The sequence below is a fragment of the Rhodanobacter sp. UC4437_H4 genome (assembly GCF_052978425.1).
Genome location: NZ_CM129673.1, coordinates 1,979,671 through 2,000,400, shown reverse-complemented (window position 1 = coordinate 2,000,400; position 20,730 = coordinate 1,979,671). Strand labels below are relative to the sequence as shown.

General features: G+C 68.4%; 21 protein-coding genes. 14 read left to right on the top strand and 7 right to left on the bottom strand.

The window, feature by feature from the left end; genetic code table 11:
• Positions 1-81: 81 nt before the first annotated feature.
• The 6 genes from pepQ to rph all read right to left on the bottom strand — a co-directional run bounded on the left by pepQ (position 82) and on the right by rph (position 6,762).
• Positions 82-1,398, bottom strand: a complete 1,317-nt coding sequence (gene pepQ / locus ACVCL3_RS09295) for a Xaa-Pro dipeptidase (RefSeq protein ID WP_447101077.1) — start codon at positions 1,396-1,398, stop codon at positions 82-84.
• Positions 1,399-1,509: 111 nt separating this feature from the next.
• The gene (locus ACVCL3_RS09290) at positions 1,510-1,869 is read right to left on the bottom strand and encodes a PilZ domain-containing protein (protein ID WP_395121153.1); all 360 of its coding nucleotides are present in this window, start codon (positions 1,867-1,869) and stop codon (positions 1,510-1,512) included.
• Positions 1,866-4,199 carry a DUF1631 family protein gene (locus tag ACVCL3_RS09285; RefSeq protein ID WP_395121155.1) on the bottom strand — a complete coding sequence of 778 codons (2,334 nt, stop codon included), beginning with the start codon at positions 4,197-4,199 and terminating at the stop codon, positions 1,866-1,868. The genes ACVCL3_RS09290 and ACVCL3_RS09285 overlap by 4 nt, the downstream gene beginning before the upstream one ends.
• A gap of 73 nt (positions 4,200-4,272) precedes the next feature.
• Positions 4,273-5,439 (bottom strand): radical SAM family heme chaperone HemW, encoded by a 1,167-nt coding sequence (hemW, locus tag ACVCL3_RS09280; RefSeq protein ID WP_447101076.1) that lies wholly within the window; start codon positions 5,437-5,439, stop codon positions 4,273-4,275.
• Positions 5,436-6,035, bottom strand: coding sequence for an RdgB/HAM1 family non-canonical purine NTP pyrophosphatase (gene rdgB, locus ACVCL3_RS09275; protein WP_447101075.1), 600 nt, complete (start codon positions 6,033-6,035; stop codon positions 5,436-5,438). The genes hemW and rdgB overlap by 4 nt, the downstream gene beginning before the upstream one ends.
• Position 6,036: 1 nt before the next feature.
• Positions 6,037-6,762: a ribonuclease PH gene (rph, locus tag ACVCL3_RS09270; RefSeq protein WP_395121160.1), complete on the bottom strand. Its 726-nt coding sequence runs from the start codon at positions 6,760-6,762 to the stop codon at positions 6,037-6,039.
• 76 nt (positions 6,763-6,838) lie between these two features.
• Between rph and ACVCL3_RS09265 the strand changes: the two genes are divergently transcribed.
• From ACVCL3_RS09265 to ACVCL3_RS09225, 9 genes are all read left to right on the top strand, one after another.
• Positions 6,839-7,699, top strand: a complete 861-nt coding sequence (locus ACVCL3_RS09265) for a YicC/YloC family endoribonuclease (protein ID WP_395121161.1) — start codon at positions 6,839-6,841, stop codon at positions 7,697-7,699.
• Between the two features lie 137 nt (positions 7,700-7,836).
• The gene (locus tag ACVCL3_RS09260) at positions 7,837-8,376 is read left to right on the top strand and encodes an AHH domain-containing protein (protein WP_447101074.1); all 540 of its coding nucleotides are present in this window, start codon (positions 7,837-7,839) and stop codon (positions 8,374-8,376) included.
• A complete protein-coding gene (locus tag ACVCL3_RS09255) occupies positions 8,373-8,921 on the top strand; it encodes a hypothetical protein (RefSeq protein ID WP_447097427.1) in 549 nt (182 codons plus the stop codon). Before ACVCL3_RS09260 ends, ACVCL3_RS09255 begins: the two co-directional genes overlap by 4 nt.
• 96 nt (positions 8,922-9,017) lie before the next feature.
• Complete coding sequence (gene gmk, locus ACVCL3_RS09250) at positions 9,018-9,647, top strand: guanylate kinase (protein ID WP_447097426.1); 630 nt, start codon at positions 9,018-9,020, stop codon at positions 9,645-9,647.
• Between the two features lie 74 nt (positions 9,648-9,721).
• Positions 9,722-10,558, top strand: coding sequence for an ABC transporter ATP-binding protein (locus tag ACVCL3_RS09245; protein WP_447097425.1), 837 nt, complete (start codon positions 9,722-9,724; stop codon positions 10,556-10,558).
• A complete protein-coding gene (gene mlaE / locus ACVCL3_RS09240; RefSeq protein WP_447097424.1) occupies positions 10,555-11,331 on the top strand; it encodes a lipid asymmetry maintenance ABC transporter permease subunit MlaE in 777 nt (258 codons plus the stop codon). The genes ACVCL3_RS09245 and mlaE overlap by 4 nt, the downstream gene beginning before the upstream one ends.
• A gap of 34 nt (positions 11,332-11,365) precedes the next feature.
• Positions 11,366-12,220 (top strand): outer membrane lipid asymmetry maintenance protein MlaD, encoded by an 855-nt coding sequence (gene mlaD / locus ACVCL3_RS09235; protein ID WP_395121169.1) that lies wholly within the window; start codon positions 11,366-11,368, stop codon positions 12,218-12,220.
• 60 nt (positions 12,221-12,280) lie between these two features.
• Positions 12,281-12,964 carry an MlaC/ttg2D family ABC transporter substrate-binding protein gene (locus ACVCL3_RS09230; RefSeq protein ID WP_395121170.1) on the top strand — a complete coding sequence of 228 codons (684 nt, stop codon included), beginning with the start codon at positions 12,281-12,283 and terminating at the stop codon, positions 12,962-12,964.
• Positions 12,961-13,260 carry an STAS domain-containing protein gene (locus ACVCL3_RS09225; RefSeq protein WP_447097423.1) on the top strand — a complete coding sequence of 100 codons (300 nt, stop codon included), beginning with the start codon at positions 12,961-12,963 and terminating at the stop codon, positions 13,258-13,260. The genes ACVCL3_RS09230 and ACVCL3_RS09225 overlap by 4 nt, the downstream gene beginning before the upstream one ends.
• 16 nt (positions 13,261-13,276) lie before the next feature.
• Here the strand turns inward: ACVCL3_RS09225 and ACVCL3_RS09220 are convergent, their stop codons facing one another.
• Positions 13,277-14,077: an MlaA family lipoprotein gene (locus ACVCL3_RS09220; RefSeq protein WP_395121174.1), complete on the bottom strand. Its 801-nt coding sequence runs from the start codon at positions 14,075-14,077 to the stop codon at positions 13,277-13,279.
• 226 nt (positions 14,078-14,303) lie between these two features.
• Here ACVCL3_RS09220 and rpoZ point away from each other — a divergent pair, with 226 nt between their 5' ends.
• The 5 genes from rpoZ to ACVCL3_RS09195 all read left to right on the top strand — a co-directional run bounded on the left by rpoZ (position 14,304) and on the right by ACVCL3_RS09195 (position 20,723).
• On the top strand, positions 14,304-14,594 hold the full coding sequence (gene rpoZ / locus ACVCL3_RS09215; RefSeq protein ID WP_007509529.1) for a DNA-directed RNA polymerase subunit omega: 291 nt from the start codon (positions 14,304-14,306) through the stop codon (positions 14,592-14,594).
• 121 nt (positions 14,595-14,715) lie between these two features.
• Entirely contained in the window at positions 14,716-16,884 is a 2,169-nt protein-coding gene (locus ACVCL3_RS09210; RefSeq protein WP_447101073.1) for a RelA/SpoT family protein, read from the top strand.
• 253 nt (positions 16,885-17,137) lie between these two features.
• Positions 17,138-17,521: a RidA family protein gene (locus ACVCL3_RS09205; protein WP_447101072.1), complete on the top strand. Its 384-nt coding sequence runs from the start codon at positions 17,138-17,140 to the stop codon at positions 17,519-17,521.
• Between the two features lie 81 nt (positions 17,522-17,602).
• A complete protein-coding gene (gene recG / locus ACVCL3_RS09200; protein ID WP_447101071.1) occupies positions 17,603-19,717 on the top strand; it encodes an ATP-dependent DNA helicase RecG in 2,115 nt (704 codons plus the stop codon).
• Between the two features lie 70 nt (positions 19,718-19,787).
• Complete coding sequence (locus ACVCL3_RS09195; protein ID WP_447101070.1) at positions 19,788-20,723, top strand: nucleoside hydrolase; 936 nt, start codon at positions 19,788-19,790, stop codon at positions 20,721-20,723.
• Positions 20,724-20,730 lie beyond the last annotated feature (7 nt).

The window sequence follows — 20,730 nt, the reverse complement described above, 5'->3', positions numbered from 1 at the left end:
AAATCAAAGCACCCCCTGCACGGCTGGGCGACGCTTTTACCATTCCCTATTCCTTATTCCCTATTCCCTATTCCCTATTCCCTATTCCCGCCCCCAGGCATCGCGGGTGAGATTCTCCGGCTCGCCCTCGGTGCACACCACGTCGTCCTCGATGCGGATGCCGCCGTACTGCTTGAACGCCTCGACCTTGTGCCAGTCGATGTCCTTCGCCAGCGGCTTGTCGCGCAACTCGGCCAGCAGCATCTCGATGAAGTACAGGCCGGGCTCGATCGTCACCACCATGCCGGGCTCCAGCGTGCGGGTCATGCGCAGGTACGGGTGGCCGTCCGGCCGCGGTACGGTGTCGCCGCGGTCGTTCCTGGCGAAGCCGCCCACGTCGTGCACCTGCAGGCCGATCGAATGGCCCAGGCCGTGCGGGAAGAAGGCGCGGGTGACGCCGCTTTCGAGTGCCGATTCGGCCTCCATGCGGATGAAGCCGTGGTCCTTCAGCAGCGTGGCCAGTTGCCGGTGCGCATGCAGATGCAACTCGGCGTAGGGGCGACCGCTGCGCACCATCGCGGCCTGGCTTTGCTGGTTCGCGTCCATCGCGTCGATCAGCGCCTGGAATTCGCCTGCGTCGGCGGCGGCGTGGGTGCGCGTGATGTCGCTGGCGTAGCCCGAGGCGCTGGCACCGGCGTCGATCAGCAGCGAACGCGGGCGTGCCGGCGGTTGCCGGGTGAAATCCATGTAGTGCAGCACGGCGCCATGCTCGTTCAGCGCCACGATGCTGGAGTAGGGCAGTTCGGCGTCGATCTGGCCAGCCGCCGCCAGGTAGGCCTGATGGATGCCCAGCTCGCTGGCGCCGGCACGGAATGCCTGTTCGGCCGCGCGATGCGCGCGCGTGCCGATGCGGCTGGCCGCGCGCATCAGTTCCAGCTCGTACGGCGTCTTGTACGCGCGGTGGTAGTGCAGGTAATCCAGCACCGCGGGAGGGTTGTTGAACGCGATGCCGGCGACGGCGGCGTTCGCTTCGCCGATGCTGGCGCAGCGACCTTGCGGCAGCTCGGCCACCGCTTCCTCGGCGGTGCGCACCACGACGATCTCGAAGCCGTCCACCCAGTAGCCGGCGGGCGCATCCGGCACCACGTGCCAGTAGTCGCGCGGCTGCAGGAAGATCAGCTTCGGCTTGCGGCCCGGGGTGTACGCGACCCAGCTGCCCGGCGCGTCGGTCAACGGCAACCAGTGCTTGAATGGCGGGCTGACGGCGTACGGGTAGTGATTGTCGTCGAGGAACTTGACGCCGGGCATGCCGGCGGCGATCAGCAGGTGGTCGAAGCCGCCGCGGGCGAGCGCCTGCTCGGCATGGTGCTGCACCGTGGCCAGGTGCGCGGGATAAAGCGTGGCGAGTCGATCATGCATGGAGAACTCCCGGCAGGCGCACGGGAAAGGCCCGGCGAATCAGCAAAGACGAATCGCCATGATGACGCCCGCAGGTCGGCAGTTCCAGTGGAGGTGATGCGGCCAGTGCGCCTACGCCTGCGCCAGCCAGCTTTCCAGGCGCGCTGCGTCGATGTCGGTGATGGCGATGATCCGGTAGCCGGCCCAGATCTGGCCGGAGCTGGCGGCGTGCTCGTGCCATTGCTCCTGGATACCCACCTCGATCGGCTGCGACTGCACCAGCGCGCGGCCGGTGGCGGGCAGGTCGATGCGTACCTGGTACAGCGCCTCGCTGCGCGGTGCCTGCGAGGTGATCAGCAGCAGGCCGGTGCTGGACAGGTTGCCCAGGTGGCCGATCGGCTCGCCGCGGATCACGTCGGTGACGATGGCGTTGCCGGGCGCCCGCTTGCGCGGCGCACGACGCTGGTTGGCGGGGCTGTTGGGCGGATTCATCGGTGCCGGAACTCCGCGGGTTTGCCGCTGCGCCCGCTTGCGGCGGCCTGGCGCAGGCTGCCGGTGAGGCCGCGCCACGCGCGGTCGAGCAGGCTTTCCGGTTCGGCCGGCACTTCGCAGACGCGGCCGCGGGCAACTTCGTGGGCGAGCTGGGCCATGGTCATCTCCTCGCCGCGCTGGCCGCGCCGGCTGACCAGCAGGCAGCGTCCCGACATCGGCGAATACCAGGCCAGCTTGCGTCGCGCGATCTGCCCGCTGGCGGGGTCGATGAACTCGAACCAGCTGCCGAACGGCAACTTGCGCAGATGTTGCTCGATGCGCGCCTCGCGCGGATCGACCGCCGGTGGTCGGGTCGATGTCGCCGTTGTCGTTGCGGGCCGGGGCGGCGTCGGCTTGACGATCGGGCTGGCGATCGCGGCTTCGTGGCTGGCCTGCTGTTCACCCAGGCGCTGGTGCTGCTTCAGTCGCAGCGCGAGATCGGTGGCGCTGGGCAGCTCGCTGGCCGGATCGGGCGTACCGACGCCGAGCAGGCGTTGCGCCACCTGCACCGATTCCTCCGCGTGCATGCCGATCTGCTGCAGGCCGCTTTCCACTTCCTGCTGCAGCTGCCGCGGGTCGGGCACCGGCAGGCGGCCGAGCAACTGGTCGGTGATCGCCAGTTGCGCCTTGAACGCGGGGCTGTCCTCGCCATGACGCAGCAGGGTCAGCGCGAGCACGTCGGACCAGGCGCGGTCCAGCAGGGCGCGCAGCAGTCCGCGCGGCGGCGATTGCGCGAAGCGGTCCGCCATCAGCTCGCCGGCGCGATGGCGCGCCTGGTCCAGCCGTTCGCGGCCCTGCGCCGCTTCGACGTGGCGCCGCTCGGCGGCCTGCGCCTTGCGCGTCAGCAGCGCCAGATGGTGTTCGATATCCGCCAGCAGCGTGGTGTAGAGACCGGCGCTGGGCGGCTCCTGGTTGGCGCGGCTGACCAGTTGCTCCAGCTTGCTGGCCAGCGGACGGTTGCTCTCGTCGTCGCTGCCGTCGAGCCAGTCGTTGGCGGCGGCGGCGACGGTGTCGAGCAGCTTGCGCGCGGGATGGTCGCGCTGCTCGAAGAAGTCGTGGTCGGCCACCGCCACGCGCAGCACCGGCAGCTGCAGGTTGCCGAGCAGGCCGCGGGCGTTGCTGCCCTGCTGCAGTTGCTGGCCCAGTTGCTCGAACAGTTCGGCGACCAGCTCCACCGTGTCGCCCTGTTCGCTGGTGAGCTGGGTGCGCGGCGCGCCGGCAGGCTTGCCGAGGTTGAGCTGGGTCAGCAGCTCCTCGCGCAGGCGCGCGGCACTGCGCAGTTCGCGGCTGGCGTGGTCGGTGACCTTGGCCAGATGTTGTTGCAGCGCGCCCAGCGCCGATTGCAGTTCTTCCTCGCTGGCGGCCGGCCCGGCGGCTTCGCCGCTGCCCGTGCCCTGGCCGGCGCGCCGCTGCGACAGCAGGTCGCGCAGCGATTCCAGCACGTGGATGGAATCTTCCGGGGCGCCGCCGGTCGCCGGCTTGGCGGCAGCTTCTGCCGGCGCGGCGGGGGTTTCGCTGGCGGCGCCGATCTCGCCCGTGCCCTGGCGCGGGCGCTTGTTGACGTGGCGCGGTGCCGGCACGCTGCGCAGCTGCGGCAGGATGCCGTCGGACTGCCAGCGCAGGTTGATGGTGCCGTAGAGCTCGCTCAGCGCAGGGAGCACGCACTGGTCGAAGTGCTGCAGCAACAACAACTGGTGCTTGAGTGGCAGCTCCAGCGCGGCGCTGGCCTGGTGGAATGCCTTGGCCAGCGCATGCGGGCCAAGTGGCAGCGATGCGCCTTCCAGCGGCGGCGCGCCGATCAGCACCGCCAGGCGATGGCCCAGTTCGTACAGCGCGCGACCATGGCGTGCGTCGCCGCGGGCGCCGAGCTGGTCCAGCGCCATCGTCATCTCCTGCACGCCGGGGTCGAGCAGTTCCAGCGTCTGCCACGGACTGGCGGTGGCCGCGGTTTCCGCATCGGCGGGCCGGTGCGCATGGCGGTCAAGCTCATTGAGCGCCTTGCCCAGTTCTTCCATGAACGCCTGCACCAGCGCGTTCTGCCCCTGCAGCACGCGTTGGCGGCTGGCGAAGCACTCGTGCTGCTCGTCGGATCGGTGCGCGTGGTCGGCCAGCGCGAAGAGCTGCTTCTCGAATTCGCCGATGCAGCGGCGCACGGGTTCGTGGAGACCTTCCACGCACAGGGTGTAGGCGGTCTCGATCAATTGCTGGGCACGCGCCGGCCACCGCCCCTGGTTGAACTGGGCCGTGCCGCGCGATGCCGACATGCGTCGCCGGTCTTGTCCGACGTCCATGCAAAACCTGTGATTTCCCCGGGTTGGCCAAGTCTATGCTGCTTGCCGGGGCTATGCCATCGCCGCGAGCGCGTCAGTCGAGGAAGCTTGCGATCACGTCGTTCAGGAAGCGCTGGCCCAGCGCGGTGGTCTGCAGGCGTTGCGCGTCGCCGTGCAGCCAGCCGCGGTCGCGGGCGGCGGCCAGCGCCGCGGCGATCGTCTCCGGCACCAGCCCCGTGCGCGCGGGGAAATCGGCCATCGGCACGCCGTCGATCAGGCGCAGCGCGTTGAGCATGTACTCGAACGGCAGCTCGGCGGGGGCGACCACGTGGTCGCCCCCGATCCGGCCCGCGCCGCCGGGTTCGCCCATGTAGGCGCGCGGGCCGCGCGTTTTCCAGCGTCGGTGGATCTGGCTGCTGCCGGCGTCGCTGAGCTTGCCGTGGGCCCCGGCGCCGATGCCGAGGTAGTCGCCGAACCGCCAGTAGTTGAGGTTGTGTGCGCAGCGCCGGCCGGGCTGCGCGTAGGCGGAGATTTCGTACTGGCCGTAGCCGGCTTCGGCCAGGCGCGCCTCGCAGGCTTCCTGCATTGCCCAGGCGTGGTCGTCGTCGGGCAGCGGTGGCGGGTTGGCGGCGAACACCGTATTCGGCTCCAGCGTGAGCTGGTAGTGCGAGATGTGCGTGGGCCCGAGCGCGATGGCGCGCTCGACGTCGGCCAGTGCGCCGTCCAGTTCCTGCTTCGGCAGCGCGTACATCAGGTCGAGGTTGATGTTGGCGTAGCCGGCGTCCTGCGCGGATTTCACCGCGACTTCGGCTTCGCCGGCCGAGTGGATGCGGCCGAGCCGCTTCAGCTTGTCGTCGTCGAAGCTCTGTACGCCGAACGAGATGCGGTTCACGCCGGCGGCGAGATAGCCGTCGAAACGGCCATGCTCGACCGTGCCGGGATTGGTTTCCAGGGTGACCTCGGCGTCCTCGGCCAGCGGCAGGCGCTCGCGCACGCCGTCGAGCAGGCGCGCGATCAGCTCCGGCGCGAACAGGCTGGGCGTGCCGCCACCGAAGAACACGCTGATGACCGCGCGGCCCTCCAGCGCCGCGGCGAAGTCGGCGCGGTCGGCGTCGAGATCGGCCAGCAGGTGGTCGATGTAATCGGCGTACGGCGGCGGCTCGCTGCGCAGGCCGTGCGAGTTGAAGTCGCAGTACGGGCACTTCTTCACGCACCACGGCATGTGCACGTACAGCGACAGCGGCGGCGCGACGATGCTCATGGGCGAAGTTCGCGCAGGCGGTCGTGCAGTTTCGCCAGCGCCTGGCCGCGGTGACTGAGGCGGTTCTTCAGCGCCGGCTCGAGTTCGGCGGCGCCGAGGGTCTGCCCTTGTGGCAGGAACAGCGGGTCGTAGCCGAAACCTTGCGTGCCGCGCGGGGCGTCGAGCACGCGACCGTGCCAGCGGCCTTCTGCGATCAGCGGCGCGGGGTCGTCGGCGTGCTGCAGCAGCGCCAGGACGCAGATGAAGAACGCGCCGCGTCGTTCCGTCGGCACGCCGTCCAGTTCGCGCAGCAGCTTCGCGTTGTTGGCGGCGTTGTCGCCGTGGTTGCCGGCATAGCGCGCCGAGTACAGGCCGGGCGCGCCGCGCAAATGGTCCACGCACAGACCGGAGTCGTCGGCCAGCGCGGGCAAGCCGCTGGCGCGGGCGGCGTGGCGTGCCTTGAGCACGGCGTTCTCCACGAAGGTGAGGCCGGTTTCCTCGATGTCGTCCACGCCGAGGCTGGCCTGCGGCACCACCTCGAAGCCGGCGTTGGCGAGCAGGGCATGGAACTCGGCGAGCTTGCCGCGGTTGCTGCTGGCGAGGACGATGCGCCGCATGTCAGAGTGCGAGCGCCGCGCGCTGCGCGGCGACCAGTTCGCCGATGCCTTTTTCGGCCAGCGCCAGCATCTGGTCCATCTCGTCGCGGCGGAAGGCGTGGCCTTCGGCGGTGCCCTGCACTTCGATGAAGCCGCCGCCGTCGTTCATCACCACGTTCATGTCGGTGTCGCAGTCCGAATCCTCGGCGTAGTCGAGGTCGAGCACCGGCACGCCCTGGTAGATGCCGACCGAGACCGCGGCGACCGCGCCCACGATCGGGTTGCGCTTGAGGTTCTCGCGCTTCATCAGCAGGTTCACCGCATCGACCAGGGCCACATAGGCCCCGGTGATCGCCGCCGTGCGCGTGCCGCCGTCGGCCTGCAGCACGTCGCAGTCCAGCGTGATTACCCGCTCGCCCAGCGCCTGGCGGTTGACGCAGGCGCGCAGGCTGCGGCCGATCAGCCGCTGGATTTCCATGGTGCGGCCGCCCTGGCCGCCGCGGGCGGCCTCGCGCTGGGTGCGGGTGTTGGTGGCGCGCGGCAACATGCCGTATTCGGCGGTGATCCAGCCCTCGCCTTTGCCGCGCAGCCAGGCCGGCGCGCGATCCTCGATGCTGGCGGTGCACAGCACGCGGGTGTCGCCGAAGCTGACCAGCACCGAGCCTTCGGCGTGGCGGGTGTAATGACGTTCGAGGCTGACGGTGCGCAGCTGGTCGCTGGCGCGGCCACTGGGGCGGCTGGGATTCATGAAGGGTGGCCGGATTGGGCAAGGGGGACCGGAGAGTTTACCATTGCGTCCTTTCCCCGATGTCCGGAAGGCGCCGATGATCCGCAGCATGACGGCCTACGCCAGTGCCGAAACCACCGGCCCCGCGGGCACGCTCAGCTGCGAGCTGCGCACGGTCAACCATCGCTACCTGGAGCTGAGCCCGCGCTTGCCGGACGACCTGCGCGCGTTCGAATCGCAGTTGCGCGAGCGGGTGGCGGCGAAGCTGTCGCGCGGCAAGCTGGACCTCACCGTGCGTCGCGCGGGCGAGGGGCGCGGCGAGGCGTTGCAGGTGAACGGCGCACTGCTCGCGCGGCTGTCCGAGCTGAACCTGGACATGGCCGCGCTGTTCCCCGGCCTGCAGGTGCAGTTCACCGAGCTGCTGCGCTTTCCGGGCGTGATGCAGCAGGCCGAGGTCGATCCCGAAGCGCAGCAAACCGCGCTGTTCGACGTGCTCGACCGCGCGCTGGATGCGCTGGCGGCCACCCGCGAACGCGAGGGCGAGAAGCTGGGCGCGATCCTGCACGAGCGGCTCGACGCGATCGAGCGCGTGGTCGCCGAGGTGCGCGGCTGGATGCCGGAGATCCGCACCGCGCTGCGCACCCGGCTGGAAACCCGGCTGGCCGATCTCAAGCAGCCGGTCGAGCCGGGCCGGCTGGAGCAGGAGCTGGTGCTGCAGATCACCCGCAGCGACGTGGACGAGGAGCTGGACCGGCTCGCCACCCACATCGCCGAGACGCGCCGCGTGCTGGGCCTGGCCGAACCGGTCGGCCGCCGGCTGGATTTCCTGATGCAGGAGTTCAACCGTGAGGCCAACACGCTCGGTTCCAAGTCGGTCGACGCGCGCAGCACCAACGCGGCGGTCGAGCTCAAGGTGCTGATCGAGCAGATGCGCGAACAAGTGCAGAACATCGAGTAGTGCCGGCCGGCCCGGATCGAGCCGCGGTTGTGGTTTCAAATGCATGCGTTCTGGAGATGGGCATGGCAAGAGACGGAAGGCCGGGTGCGCCCCGCGGGGGGTTGCGCCAACCACGGCGCACCACGGCGCAGCTCAGGGTGAATGCGGCTCGCGTAGTAGGCGGGCTCAACCCGAACGCTGCCGTCAATGATGTCATCCTCGAGGCCGCGAAAGCGGAGGTCCGTTACCGGAATGGAGTGACGCTGCCCGCAAATGCAGAGCGGCTTCTGGCAGACGCCAGACGCGAGGGTGCGAGACACTCGACTGACTTGGCGCGGAACTTGGCGTCGGCAAATATCGACCGGCCGAAGGGCGCCGCGGCCCACCACATCGTGGCCCATGGAGACTCGCGAGCTTTTCCGTCGCAGGAATTGCTGTTTGGCTGGGGTATCGCCATCAATGACGTTGACAATGGCGTCTATCTGCCCCGCTTCAAGAAAAGCATCGTCACCGGCATGCCTGACGCCATCAAGCACTCGGTTTTGCATACAGGGCTCTACCATCTTGAGGTCTATGCGCGACTGGTCGACATTGATCAGGGTGCGGAGCACAGTCAGGCAGGACGCGAAGCGCTTCGGGGAATCAAGACGCAGCTGCTTGACGGAACCTTCCCCTACCGGTCGGGAGACGGGGCATGACAGTCTGGGAGATCAAGGCTGGCCCAGCCGACCGGATGGCGATGCTGGTGGTGCCGCAGGCCGAACAGGTCATGGGCGCGATGAAGCGCTTCGGTGGCAATGGCAATGTTCTGCATTGGCACGAGCGACCAAAGCTGCAGGTGTACGCCGACAAGCGCCGGAAGCGCCTGCCACGAAGCGACGTCAGCCCCTTTGTCCCCGGGGCGTTGGTGTTGAATTCCAAGGCGTTCGCCACGCTGGGCGGGTTCCTGGCTGATTTCGGGCAGTTGCTGGAGCTCGATGTCGACGGCGAGGTCGAGTACTTCTTCAACGCCACGCACCTCGTGCCGTGCATAGACCGCGAGCGATCCGAAACGCGCCCCGGTGGCACGGTGGGCCGGGAAGCGTTTCTCGCCAACGCCGTTCCGTCCGAGGCTGCGGTGTTCAAGGATCCGGCGACCGCACGCTCGCGTCTTTACACCAATGATGCCGGCAAGCGAACCTTGGAGGATGTCGCCGCTGCACATTCCGTCAGCGGCTTGGTCTTTACTCGGGCCGGCCTGTGATGTGCGATGCCCTCCATGGTGGCTTGATTCGATGCAAGCGCGTTTGCCATGGAGCTTGCCGGGCATGACGAGGCACGCGAAAGGTTGCTTGTCACCATGATGGAAATCGGAACGCTGTTCGTGGTTGCCGCGCCTTCGGGCGCCGGCAAGTCGACCTTGGTCAATGCGCTGCTGGAGCGCGACAGCGCGATTTCGCTGTCGGTGTCGCACACCACGCGACCACCGCGGTCGGGCGAGCTGTACGGACGTCACTACTATTTCGTCGAGCGCGAAGTGTTCGAGCAGCAGGTCGCGGAAGGGATATTCCTGGAGCATGCCGAGGTGCACGGCAACCTCTACGGCACCTCGCGCAACACCGTGCAGAAGCTGCTGGCGCAGGGGCGCGACGTGCTGCTGGAGATCGACTGGCAGGGTGCGCAGCAGATCCGCGCGAGCAAGCCCGACTGTGTCAGCGTGTTCATCCTGCCGCCGTCGCGGGCGGAACTGGAACGGCGCCTGCGCGGCCGCGGGTCGGACAGTGCCGAGGTGATCGAACGCCGGCTGCGCAACTCGCGCGGCGAGATCGCCCACGCCCACGAGTTCGACTACATCATCGTCAACGACCGCTTCGAAACGGCGCTGGACGATCTGCAGGCGATCGTGCGCGCGGTGCGCCTGCGCGGCGCGCTGCAACTGCGCCGGCACGAGGCGCTGATCGCCGAACTGCTGGACGGCGAGGCCGGTTGAACCGCGGCGCCTGCGCATGGTCTTAGTCCGACGCTTCCGCTACCTTGTCCGCTTACCCACCTCCTTTGCCGCCCATGAACGAAACCGCTCGCGCCACGCCTGACGACGCCACCCTGGTGCGCATCCGCGGGCTGACCACGGTGCTCAACGGCAAGACCATCTTCGACACGCTGGATCTCGACATCCCGCGCGGCAAGATCACCTCGATCATGGGCCCCAGCGGCACCGGCAAGACCACCCTGCTCAAGCACATCACCGGGCAGATGCGCGCCGATGCCGGCAGTGTCCACGTCGATGGCCACAATGTCGCCGAGCTGTCGCGCGAGGAGCTGTACAAGCTGCGCGAGGGCGTGGGCTACCTGTTCCAGAACTCCGCACTGCTGACCGATTTCGACGTGTTCGAGAACGTGGCGTTCCCGCTGCGCCAGCACACGAAACTGCCGGAGGTGCTGATCCGCAACCTGGTGCTGATGAAGCTGCAGGCGGTGGGTTTGCGCGGCGCGGCGCGGCTGATGCCGAACGAGCTGTCCGGCGGCATGGCGCGGCGAGTGGCGCTGGCGCGGGCGATCGTGTTCGACCCGCAGCTGATCCTGTACGACGAGCCGTTCGTGGGGCTGGACCCGGTGGCGCTGAACCAGGTGCTGAAGCTGATCCAGACGCTGAACCAGACCCTCGGCATCACCAGCGTGCTGGTCTCGCACGAACTGCCCGCGGTGCAGCGCATCGCCCACCACGTGGCCCTGCTGTCCAACGGCAAGGTGGTGGCACAGGGCAACCCGGCGACGATCGCCGACGACGGCTCGCCGTGGACGCGGCAGTTCTTCGGCGGCGAAGCGGACGGCCCGATCCCGTTCCGCTACCCGGCTGGCGACTACGCCGCCGCGCTGGGCTTTGCCGAGGCAACGAAATGAACGCGCACGCCCCGCAACCCCGCAACGTGTTGACCCAGTCGCTGGCGCAGATCGGCGGCTGCGGCCTGTTTCTGCTGACCCTGCTGGCGGCGATCCCGCGCAGCTTCCGCTACCTGCGCGAAACCGTCCGTCAGCTGTGGTTTGTCGGCGCCATGAGCCTGACCATCATCATGGTCTGCGGCCTGTTCGTCGGCATGGTGCTGATGCTGCAGCTGTACCACGTGCTGTCGATCTTCGGCGGCACCTCGGCGAGCGGCATGGTGGTGGCGCTGTCGGTGTACCGCGAGCTGGGGCCGGTGGTCACCGCGCTGCTGTTCGCCGGGCGCGCCGGCACCGCGATCACCGCCGAGATCGGCCTGATGCGCGCCACCGACCAGATTTCCGCGATGGAGATGATGGCGGTCGACCCGATCGCCTACGTCGCCACGCCGCGCTTCCTGGCCGGCCTGATCGCGATGCCGCTGCTGTGCTGCGTGTTCTGCGCCATGGCGATCTTCGGCGGCCACCTGGTCGGCGTGACCTGGCTCGGCATCGACAACGGCACGTTCTGGTCGAACATGACCGCCCAGGTCGACGTGCATACCGACATCGTCAACGGCGTGCTGCTGAAGAGCCTGGCGTTCGGCGCGGTGGTGGCGCTGATCGCGGTGTTCCAGGGCTTCACCACGCCGCCGACCAGCGAGGGCGTGGCGTACGCCACCACCCGTACCGTGGTCGCCTCGTCGATCGCCATCCTGGCGCTCGACTTCGTCCTCACCGCCTTCCTGATGTGACTGCCATGACCCATCGTTTTCCGAGGATTCTGCCGTGAGCCAACCGAGAAGTTCCTATGCCGTCGGCACCGGCCTGTTCATCGTGCTGGGCTTCGCCGCGCTGGCCTACCTGGCGACGCAGACCAGCTCGGTGGCCAACAACGTGCGCCAGGGCGACAGCTACGACGTCACCGCGCAGTTCACCAACATCGGCCAGCTGAAGGAGCGCGCGCCGGTGAAGATCGCCGGCGTGCGCGTGGGCCAGGTGCAGGCGATCACGCTGGCGCCGGGGCGCGACGCGGCCGAGGTGAAGCTGTCCATCGACAAGCGCTACGACCACATCCCGCAGGATTCGGTGGCGACGATCTTCACCAGCGGCCTGCTCGGCGACCAGTACGTGGGCATCGACTACGGCAGCGCGAAACAGATGGTGGCCGCCGGCGGCACGCTGGCGCGGACCAAGTCGTCGCAGCCGCTGGAGGAGATGCTGGGCAAGTTCTTCGGCGCCGGCGGCGTGGTCGACAACATCGGCGGCAGCTACACGGTCAAGGCCGATTTCACCAACGTGGGCACCTTGTCGGCGGGCGCGCCGGTGAAGATGGCCGGCGTGGTGATCGGCAGCGTGCAATCGGTGCGCGCCGACCCGACCAAGCTCAACGCCGAGGTCATCCTGGCGATCGACAAGCGCTACGACCAGATTCCCGACGATTCGGCCGCCGCGGTGTTCACCAGCGGTTTGATCGGCAGCCAGTATGTTGCGATCCAGCCGGGCGGCTCGCCCGACGTGCTCAAGAACGGCGACGAGATGATCCTGACCCAGTCCGCGATGCAGCTGGAGGATCTGATCGGCAAGTTCCTGGTCAACGGTTCGCCCGGCGACAAGAAGGACGCCGGCAGCGGCAAGCAGTAGAACCCCATCGAATCCCCGTCGGCGGCGCCTGCCGCCGGCCATGCCCCAAGGAGTAACCCCATGCTGCGCAGACTGGCCCTTGCCACCGCCCTTGCGTTCGCCACTGTTGTGGTCGGTGCCCCGGCGTTCGCCCAGGATGCGGCCACGGCCGCCGCGCCGGCGGCCGTCCAGCAGACCCCGGTGCAGATCGTGCAGGGCATCGCCGACCAGCTGGCCACCGCGATCGAGGGTCACCGCGACGAGCTCAAGCGCGACAAGGAAAAACTGATCGCCATCATCGACGACGTGTTCCTGCCGCACTTCGACATCGACTACGCCTCGATCCTCGTGCTCGGCCGGCATGCACGCGAGGCCACCCCGGCACAGCGCGACCGCTTCGCCAAGGCGTTCTACAACTCGATCACCCATCGCTACGCCGAGGGTCTGCTCAACTACACCCGCGGCAAGGTCAAGGTGCTGCCGTTCAACGGCGACCTCAACGACAAGCGCACCGTGGTGCGCACCCAGGTGGTGCTGGACGACGGCAAGCTGGTGTCGATCGACTACGCGTTCCGCAAGAGCCGCAGCGGCGACTGGAAGGCGTACGACGTGATCATCGAAGGCATCTCCTACGTCACCAATTACCGCAACCAGGTGGACGCGGAGATCCGCAAGGTCGGCATCGAGCAGCTGATCACCAACCTGGAAACCCAGGGCGAGAAGGCACTCGACACGCTCGACAAGGACAGCAAGGACAGCCAGTGAACGCGCCCACGGGTTTCCGCCTGGACATCGTGGCGCCGACTGTCCTGGCGGTGAACGGCGTGCTTGATTTCGGCACCGCCGCGGCTGCGCTCGCAGCCATGCGCGCGGCGCTGGATGGCGAGGTGACGCAACTGGACCTGGCGGGCGTCAGTCATTGCGACAGCGCCGGCCTGGCCTGCGTGCTGGCTGCCGCCGCGGAAGCGAACCGGCGAGGTCGTCCGTTGCGGGTGGTCGGGATGCCGGCCAGCATGCAGGCGCTGGCCCAGGTCTGCGAGGTCGATACGCTGCTGGCGTGAGTCGTGCCCGCAGGGCTCAGTGCTGGTCGTCCTGCTTGGGGTGACCCTTTTCCCAATCGTGCTGCTGTTCCAGCAGCTCGTCCGGGTCGAAGCCGGGCGTATCCAGTCCCTGCATCCGTTCGATCAGCGCCGCCGGCGGGTTGCCGTCGTAAAGCTTGTACAGGCGCTGTTGCCGGTAGGCGTCGCGGATGAACACGTACGGGTCGTAGGCCGATTGCAGGAAACTCTCCGCGTCGATCGCGCGCGAGCGCAGCGTGATCAGATACATCGCCTGCGGCGCGTACTGCAGGCCGTTGTAGTGGTGGTTGGCGGCGTACAGGCTCAGCGGATCGAAGAAATAGCTGTCCACCGGCATCCGCCACATGTCGCGTGCGGTGCTGGGGCCGAACAGCGGCAGCATCAGGAAATCGCCTTCCGGCGCACCCCAGCGTGCCAGCGTGATGCCGAAGTCGTTGTCCTCGATCGGCAGTCCCAGTTGGCTGGCCGGGTCGAAGAAACCGCCGATGCCCAGGGTGAGGTTGACCAGGAAACGGGCAGTGCTCTGCAGGGCCTGCTTGGGCCGCGCCTGCAGCAGGTCGTTGGCGACCGTGACCGGGGTGCGGATATTGGTGAAAAAGTCGCTGAACGAACGCCGCACCGGCGGGTTGGTGACCTTGCGGTAGACCAGCGCCACCGGCCTTATGGCCACTTTGTCCACTGCAGTATTGAACTGGTACGCCTCGCGGTTGTACTTCTCCAGCGGGTCGTCGGTGCGCGGCTTGGCAATGGCGCAGCCCGCCAGCAAGGCGATCGCGAGCACGGCCAACCAGCGGCTCATGGAATGGGGGCGAGGCAATGAGGGCATCGTGCGGTGGGGATTCGCGTCGGGGACAGTATAAGTGTACTGTCTGGTTTTATATCTTGCACGGCTTTCGGGCCGCTTTCGTGAATGCAGCCGTATTCGCGGCCAGCCCACCATGATACGCGTCGCCCGCATTGCCAGCAAAGCACCTGCTGGCTACACTGGTCGACCGTATAAGTCACTATTCTCCGAAGGATTTCACATGGCACGCATTACCGTGGAGGACTGCCTCGAGGTGGTCGACAACCGATTCGAGCTGGTCCTGATGGCCACCAAGCGCGCACGACAGCTCGAGAAGGGTGCCGAACCGGCGGTCAACCCCGACCACGACAAGCCCACGGTGCTGGCGCTGCGCGAGATCGCGGCCCGTCGCATCGACCAGGCCACGATCGACCAGATCGACAAGGCCGAGCGCGAGCGCGCCGAGCGCGAAGCGCTGGAGTGGGCCGCCGCGGAAGTCGACGACGACCTTTCCAAGGGCGGCGACGACTGATGGGCGATGACTGCCGGCGCTGCCGCGATCATGCCTTGCAGGGCATGAGCGAGCGCGCGCGCCCGACAGTCTCCGGACACCTCGCTTCCGGGGTGGGCGCCTGAGCCGGCGCCAGGCACCGATGCCCGCGACCGCTCCACCGGCTCCGGTCGATCCGGCCGCCTGGCCACCCTACGTGCTGGCGCTGAAAGAGCGCATCGCTTATCTGCCCCCCGCACAAGTCACCCTGGTGTTGCGTGCGTACGCCGTCGGCGCACAGGCGCATGCGGGGCAGGAGCGCAAGAGCGGGGAGCCGTACATTACCCACCCGGTGGCAGTGGCCAGCATCCTGGCCGAGCTGGGGCTGGATGCCGAAACAATCATCGCGGCCATCCTGCATGACACGCTGGAAGACACCGAACTGAGCCGCGAAGCGCTGGCCGGCGAGTTTGGCGAGGTGGTGGCCGAGCTGGTGGACGGCGTCACCAAGCTGGACAAGATGCGCTTCGGCACGCGCCAGGAAGCCGATGCGGAAAGCTTCCGCAAGATGCTGCTGGCGATGGCGCGCGACATCCGCGTGATCCTCATCAAGCTGGCCGATCGCCTGCACAACATGCGCACGCTGGGCGCCAAGGACCCGGTCTCGCGCCGCCGCATCGCGCGCGAGACGCTGGAGATCTTCGCGCCGATCGCGCAGCGCCTGGGCATGAACAAGTTCAAGGCCGAGCTGCAGGATCTAGGCTTCCGCGCGCTGTATCCGGACCGCTACCGGGTCATCAGCGAGCGCATCCGCGCCGCGCTGGGCAATCGCCGCGAGGTGATGAGCAAGATCGAGACCGCGCTCACCACGCAGTTGGCGTCCGAGCATCTGAGCGCCCACGTGGTCGGCCGGATCAAGTCGCCGTGGAGCATCTACTCGAAGATGCGCAACGAGCACAAGACGTTCGCGCAGCTGATGGACGTGTACGGTTTCCGCGTGGTGGTCGACAGCGCCACCAGCTGCTACGTGGCGCTTGGTGCGGTGCACGCGCTGTACAAGCCGGTGGACCGGCGCTTCAAGGATTTCATCGCGATCCCCAAGGCGAACGGCTACCAGTCGCTGCACACGGTGCTGCTCGGGCCGTTCGGCGCGCCGATCGAGGTGCAGATCCGCACCGCCGAAATGGATTCCGTGGCCGAACGCGGCGTGGCGGCGCACTGGGCCTACAAGACCGATTCGGGCCCGGCCAACAGTGCCCAGGTGCGCGCGCGCGAGTGGCTGGCGTCGATGGTGGACAGTTCGGCGAACACGGTGTCCTCCTCGGAGTTCATCGAGAACGTCAAGATCGACCTGTTCCCCGACGAGGTCTATTTGTTTACCCCCCGCGGCGACATCCTCTCGCTGCCGCGCCATGCCACTGCGCTGGATTTCGCCTACGCGGTGCACACCGACGTGGGCGACCACGCGGTGGCCGCGCGCGTGGACAAGAAACTCACCCCGCTGCGCAGCCGGCTCGAATCGGGCCAGCTGGTGGAAATCATCACCGCGCCCTCGGCCGTGCCCAACCCCGCGTGGCTGGAGGTGGTGGTCACCGGCAAGGCGCGCACCGCGATCCGCCAGTACCTGAAACATCTGCAGCACGAGGACGCGGTCGATTTCGGCCACCGGATGCTGGATCGCGCGCTGGATGCGCTCGGCAGCAGTCTCGACGCGATCGCGCCGACGACGCTCGACCGCTTCCTGAAGACCTCCAAGTTCAAGCGGTTGGAGGAGCTGCTCTCCGACATCGCGCTGGGCAACCGCATGCCTGACGTGGTCGCGCGCCAGTTGCTGGGCTCGCGCTGGAAGAAGGCCGCCGGCTCCAAGGCAGGCGTGGCGCTGGCGCAGGAGAAGATCCGCATCAGCGGCGGCGAGCGCGGCGTGCTCAGCTTCGCCAACTGCTGCCACCCGTTGCCCGGCGACGACATCGTCGGCTACCTGTCCTCCGGCAAGGGCATCGTGGTGCATCGCGTGGAGTGCCCGAACGTGGTCGAGTTGCGCCGCTCGCCGGAACGGCTGGTGGCGATCGAGTGGGATCGCGACGTCAAGGGCGACTACCGCGCGCAGTTGCACATCGAGGTGATCAACCGCCCGGGCGTGCTCGCCACCGTGGCGGCGGCGATTGCGGCGGCCGATTCCAACATCGAGAACGTCGAGTACGTCGAGCGCGATGCCTCGGCGGCCACGCTGCTGTTCTCGATGGAAGTGAAGAGCCGCAAGCACCTGGCCGACGTGATCCGCCGCGTGCGCCGCACCGGCGTGGTCAGCGCGGTGCGACGGTATCCGTTGTAATGACCGGGAATGGGGAATAGGGAATAGGGAATAGGGAATAGGGAATAGGGAATAGGGAATAGGGAATAGGGAATAGGGAATAGGTCGCTCCGACCGATGCCGCGCGTAGGGCGGGCAACGCCCGCCGGCCTTGCATCGCAGTGGTGCGGGCGCCGTGCAGTGAAGCGGGGCCGAGTTATCATCGGCGGTCTCAATCGGCTGCAGCACGCTCCTTCGAATCTCCAATCCCGACTCCCGCCCCCAAGGAAACGCCATGCCTTTCGACATCATCGCCACCGACCAGGCACCGGCCGCCATCGGCCCGTATTCGCAGGCCGTGCGTGCCGGCAACACCGTCTATTTTTCCGGCCAGATCCCGCTGGACCCGACCACCGGCAGCCTGGTCGACGGCGACATCGGCATGCAGACGCGACGGGTGTTCGACAATCTCGCCGCGGTGGCGCAGGCTGCCGGCGGCTCGCTGGCGCAGATCGTGCGCGTGGGCATCTATGTCACCGACCTCGCCAACTTCGCCGCCGTCAACGCGGTGATGGCCGAATACTTCCAGCAGCCGTATCCGGCGCGCTCGACCATCGAGGTTTCCGCGTTGCCGAAGGCGGCGCAGGTAGAGGTCGATGCGATCATGGTGCTGGACTGATCCACGTCGCGGCTGTCGCCGACAGCCCGCAGCGGCGGCATCCTTACGACTGACGGGGATGCTCGGTTAGGCTTGGGTTTCATGGCCACGCGCAACGCCCGTCCCGTTTCTCCCGCCATTGCCGACCCCGGCATCGCGCCGCTCGCCACGCTGCCCGGCGTGGGCCCGGCGCTGGTCGCGTCGCTGGGCAAGCTCGGCCTGACGCGGGTGCAGGATCTGTGGTTCCACCTGCCGTTGCGCTACGAGGACAAGACGCGCATCACCGCGATCGCGGACTTGCGCGCCGGGGAACGCGCGCAGGTCGAGGGCGTGGTCGAGGCCGTCGAGCGCGGCTTCCGCCATCGCCCGCAACTCAAGGTGGCGATCGGCGACGCCAGCGCGCAGACCCTGCTGCTGCGCTTCTTCCATTTCAATCGCGCGCAGGCCGAACAACTGGTGCCGGGCACGCGGCTGCTCTGCTACGGCGAGGTGCGCCACGCCGCGCAGGGGCTGGAGATGGTGCACCCGAGCTACCAGCGCCTGGGTGGCAGCGAAGCCTCGGTGGTCGACGAGCAGCTCAGTCCGGTGTATCCCACTACCGAGGGCCTGGGCCAGAAGCGCCTGGTCGCGGTGATCGGCAAGGCACTGGCCCTGCTGCCGCCGGCCGGGCAACTGGAGCTGATTCCGCCGGCGCTGTGCCGCACGCACGGCCTGACCTCGCTGCGCGATGCGCTGCTCTACGTGCACCGGCCACCGCCGGACGCGCACCTGGGCCAGTTGCTGCTCGGTCGCCACCCGGCCCAGCAGCGGCTCGCCTTCGAGGAGTTGCTGACCCAGCACCTTAGCCTCAAGCGCCTGCGCGCCGTGGTGCGGCAACGCCGTGCGCCGGTGCTGGGCGCACCGCGGCAGCTGCATCGGCAATTGCTGCGCGCATTGCCGTTCCGCCTCACCGCGGCGCAGCAGCGCGTGAGCGAGGAGGTCGCGCGCGACCTGGCGCAGGCCCAGCCGATGCTGCGCTTGGTACAGGGCGACGTCGGCAGCGGCAAGACCGTGGTGGCCGCGCTGGCCGCGCTGGCCGCGGTGCACGCGGGCTACCAGACCGCCCTGATGGCACCGACCGAATTGCTGGCCGAGCAGCATCTGCGCAACTTCCGGCAGTGGTTGCAGCCGCTGGGCATCGAGGTGGAATGGCTGGCCGGCAAGGTCACCGGCAAGACACGCCGGCAGGCGCTGGCCCGCGTGGCCGACGGCGCGGCGGTCGTGATCGGCACGCACGCCTTGATGCAGGAGGGCGTGGCATTTGCGCGGCTGGGCCTGGTGATCGTCGACGAGCAGCACCGCTTCGGCGTGCAGCAGCGGCTGGCATTGCACGAGAAGGGCCGCCAGGACCGACTGGTGCCGCATCAACTGGTGCTCACCGCCACGCCGATTCCGCGCACGCTGGCGATGAGCGCGTATGCCGATCTCGACGTCTCGTCGATCGACGAATTGCCGCCCGGACGCACGCCGGTGCAGACCATCGCGGTATCCAATGCGCGCCGCGCCGAAGTGATCGAGCGCATCCATGCCGCCTGCGCCGAGGGGCGGCAGGTGTACTGGGTGTGCACCCTGATCGAGGAATCCGAGCAGCTGCGCGCGCAGGCGGCCGAAGTCGCCCACGCCGAGTTGTGCGCGGCGCTGGAGGGCTTTGCCGTGGGTCTGATCCACGGCCGCATGAAGGCAAAGGACAAGCAGGCGGTGATGGACGCGTTCAAGGCCGGCGAGCTGGCCGTGCTGGTGGCCACCACGGTGATCGAGGTCGGCGTCGACGTACCCAATGCCAGCCTGATGGTGATCGAGAACAGCGAGCGGCTTGGCCTGGCACAGCTGCACCAGTTGCGTGGTCGCGTCGGCCGAGGCGCGGTGGCCTCCAACTGCGTGCTGCTGTATCAACCGCCGCTGGGCCAGCTCGCGCGCGAGCGCCTGCAGGTCATGCGCGAAACCAGCGACGGCTTCCGCATCGCCGAGAAGGATCTGGAACTGCGTGGCCCCGGTGAAGTGCTCGGCACCCGCCAGACCGGCCAGCTCGCCTTCCGCATCGCCGACCTGTCGCGCGACGCGCACCTGCTGCCCGCGGTGCAGGCGGTGGGCGAGCGCATGCTGGCCGAGTTCCCCGACCAGACCAGCCGGTTGATCGAGCGCTGGATTGGCGGCGCCGCGCGGTTCGCAGATGCGTGAGCGGTCATCGGCAGTCGCCCCCCGCCGTTTCATCCCATAAACTGGACGGCTGGACAGGAACCCGATGCACATGACCAAGCCGCAACTCCTGATCGACACCGATCCCGGCGTCGACGACGCCCTCGCCATCCTGATGGCCGCCGCGCATGCCGATATTGCCGGCCTCGGCATTGCCGCCGGCAACGTCGGCCTGGAGCACACCCTGCGCAACGCACGCACGCTGGTCGACCTGCTTGGCCTGGCCACGCCGGTGTTCGCCGGTTGCGCCATGCCGCTGGTGCGTGCGCCGGAGGAAGATGCCGCGTTCGTGCATGGGCGTGACGGTTTCGGCGACGTCGGCTTCGCCGAGCCCGGCGCCGCGGTCGCCGCCGAGTCCGCTGCGCTGGCGCTGCTGCGCCTGACCCTCGAGCGTCCCGGCGAGCTGACCCTGGTGGCACTGGCGCCACTGACCAACCTGGCGCTGGCGTTGCGGCTCGACCCCGGCCTGCCGCAGCGGGTGAAGCGGCTGGTGGTGATGGGCGGCGCGGTGACCGGCCACGGCAATACCGGCAAGGTGCCGGCCGAGTTCAACATCGGTTTCGACCCCGAGGCTGCGCACGTCGTGTTCGAGGCGTTCCCGTCGTTCGACCTGGTGGACTGGGAGGCAACCCTGCGCCACGCCTTCGACGACGCGGAGTTCGACCGCTGGCTCGCTGCCGGTGACCGGCGCGCGGCGTTCTTCGGCAAGATCGCGGCGACCGCGCGGGGCTACAACGCCAAACACGACCGCCACGGGCTGGTGGCGGCCGATGCGCTGGCGATGGCGGTCGCGCTCGACCCGACCATCGTCACCCGCAGCGAACGCCGCGCGGTCGCGGTAGAGCTGGACGGCCGCCTGACCCGCGGCGCCACCGTGGTCGACTGGAAAGGGCGCCTGGGCCGGCCGGCGCAGGCCAACATCGTGCTGGAGGTCGACCACACCCGCTTTGCCGCGATGGTGCAGCGCGCGCTGGGGGTGCCCGGCTGAACCCCCG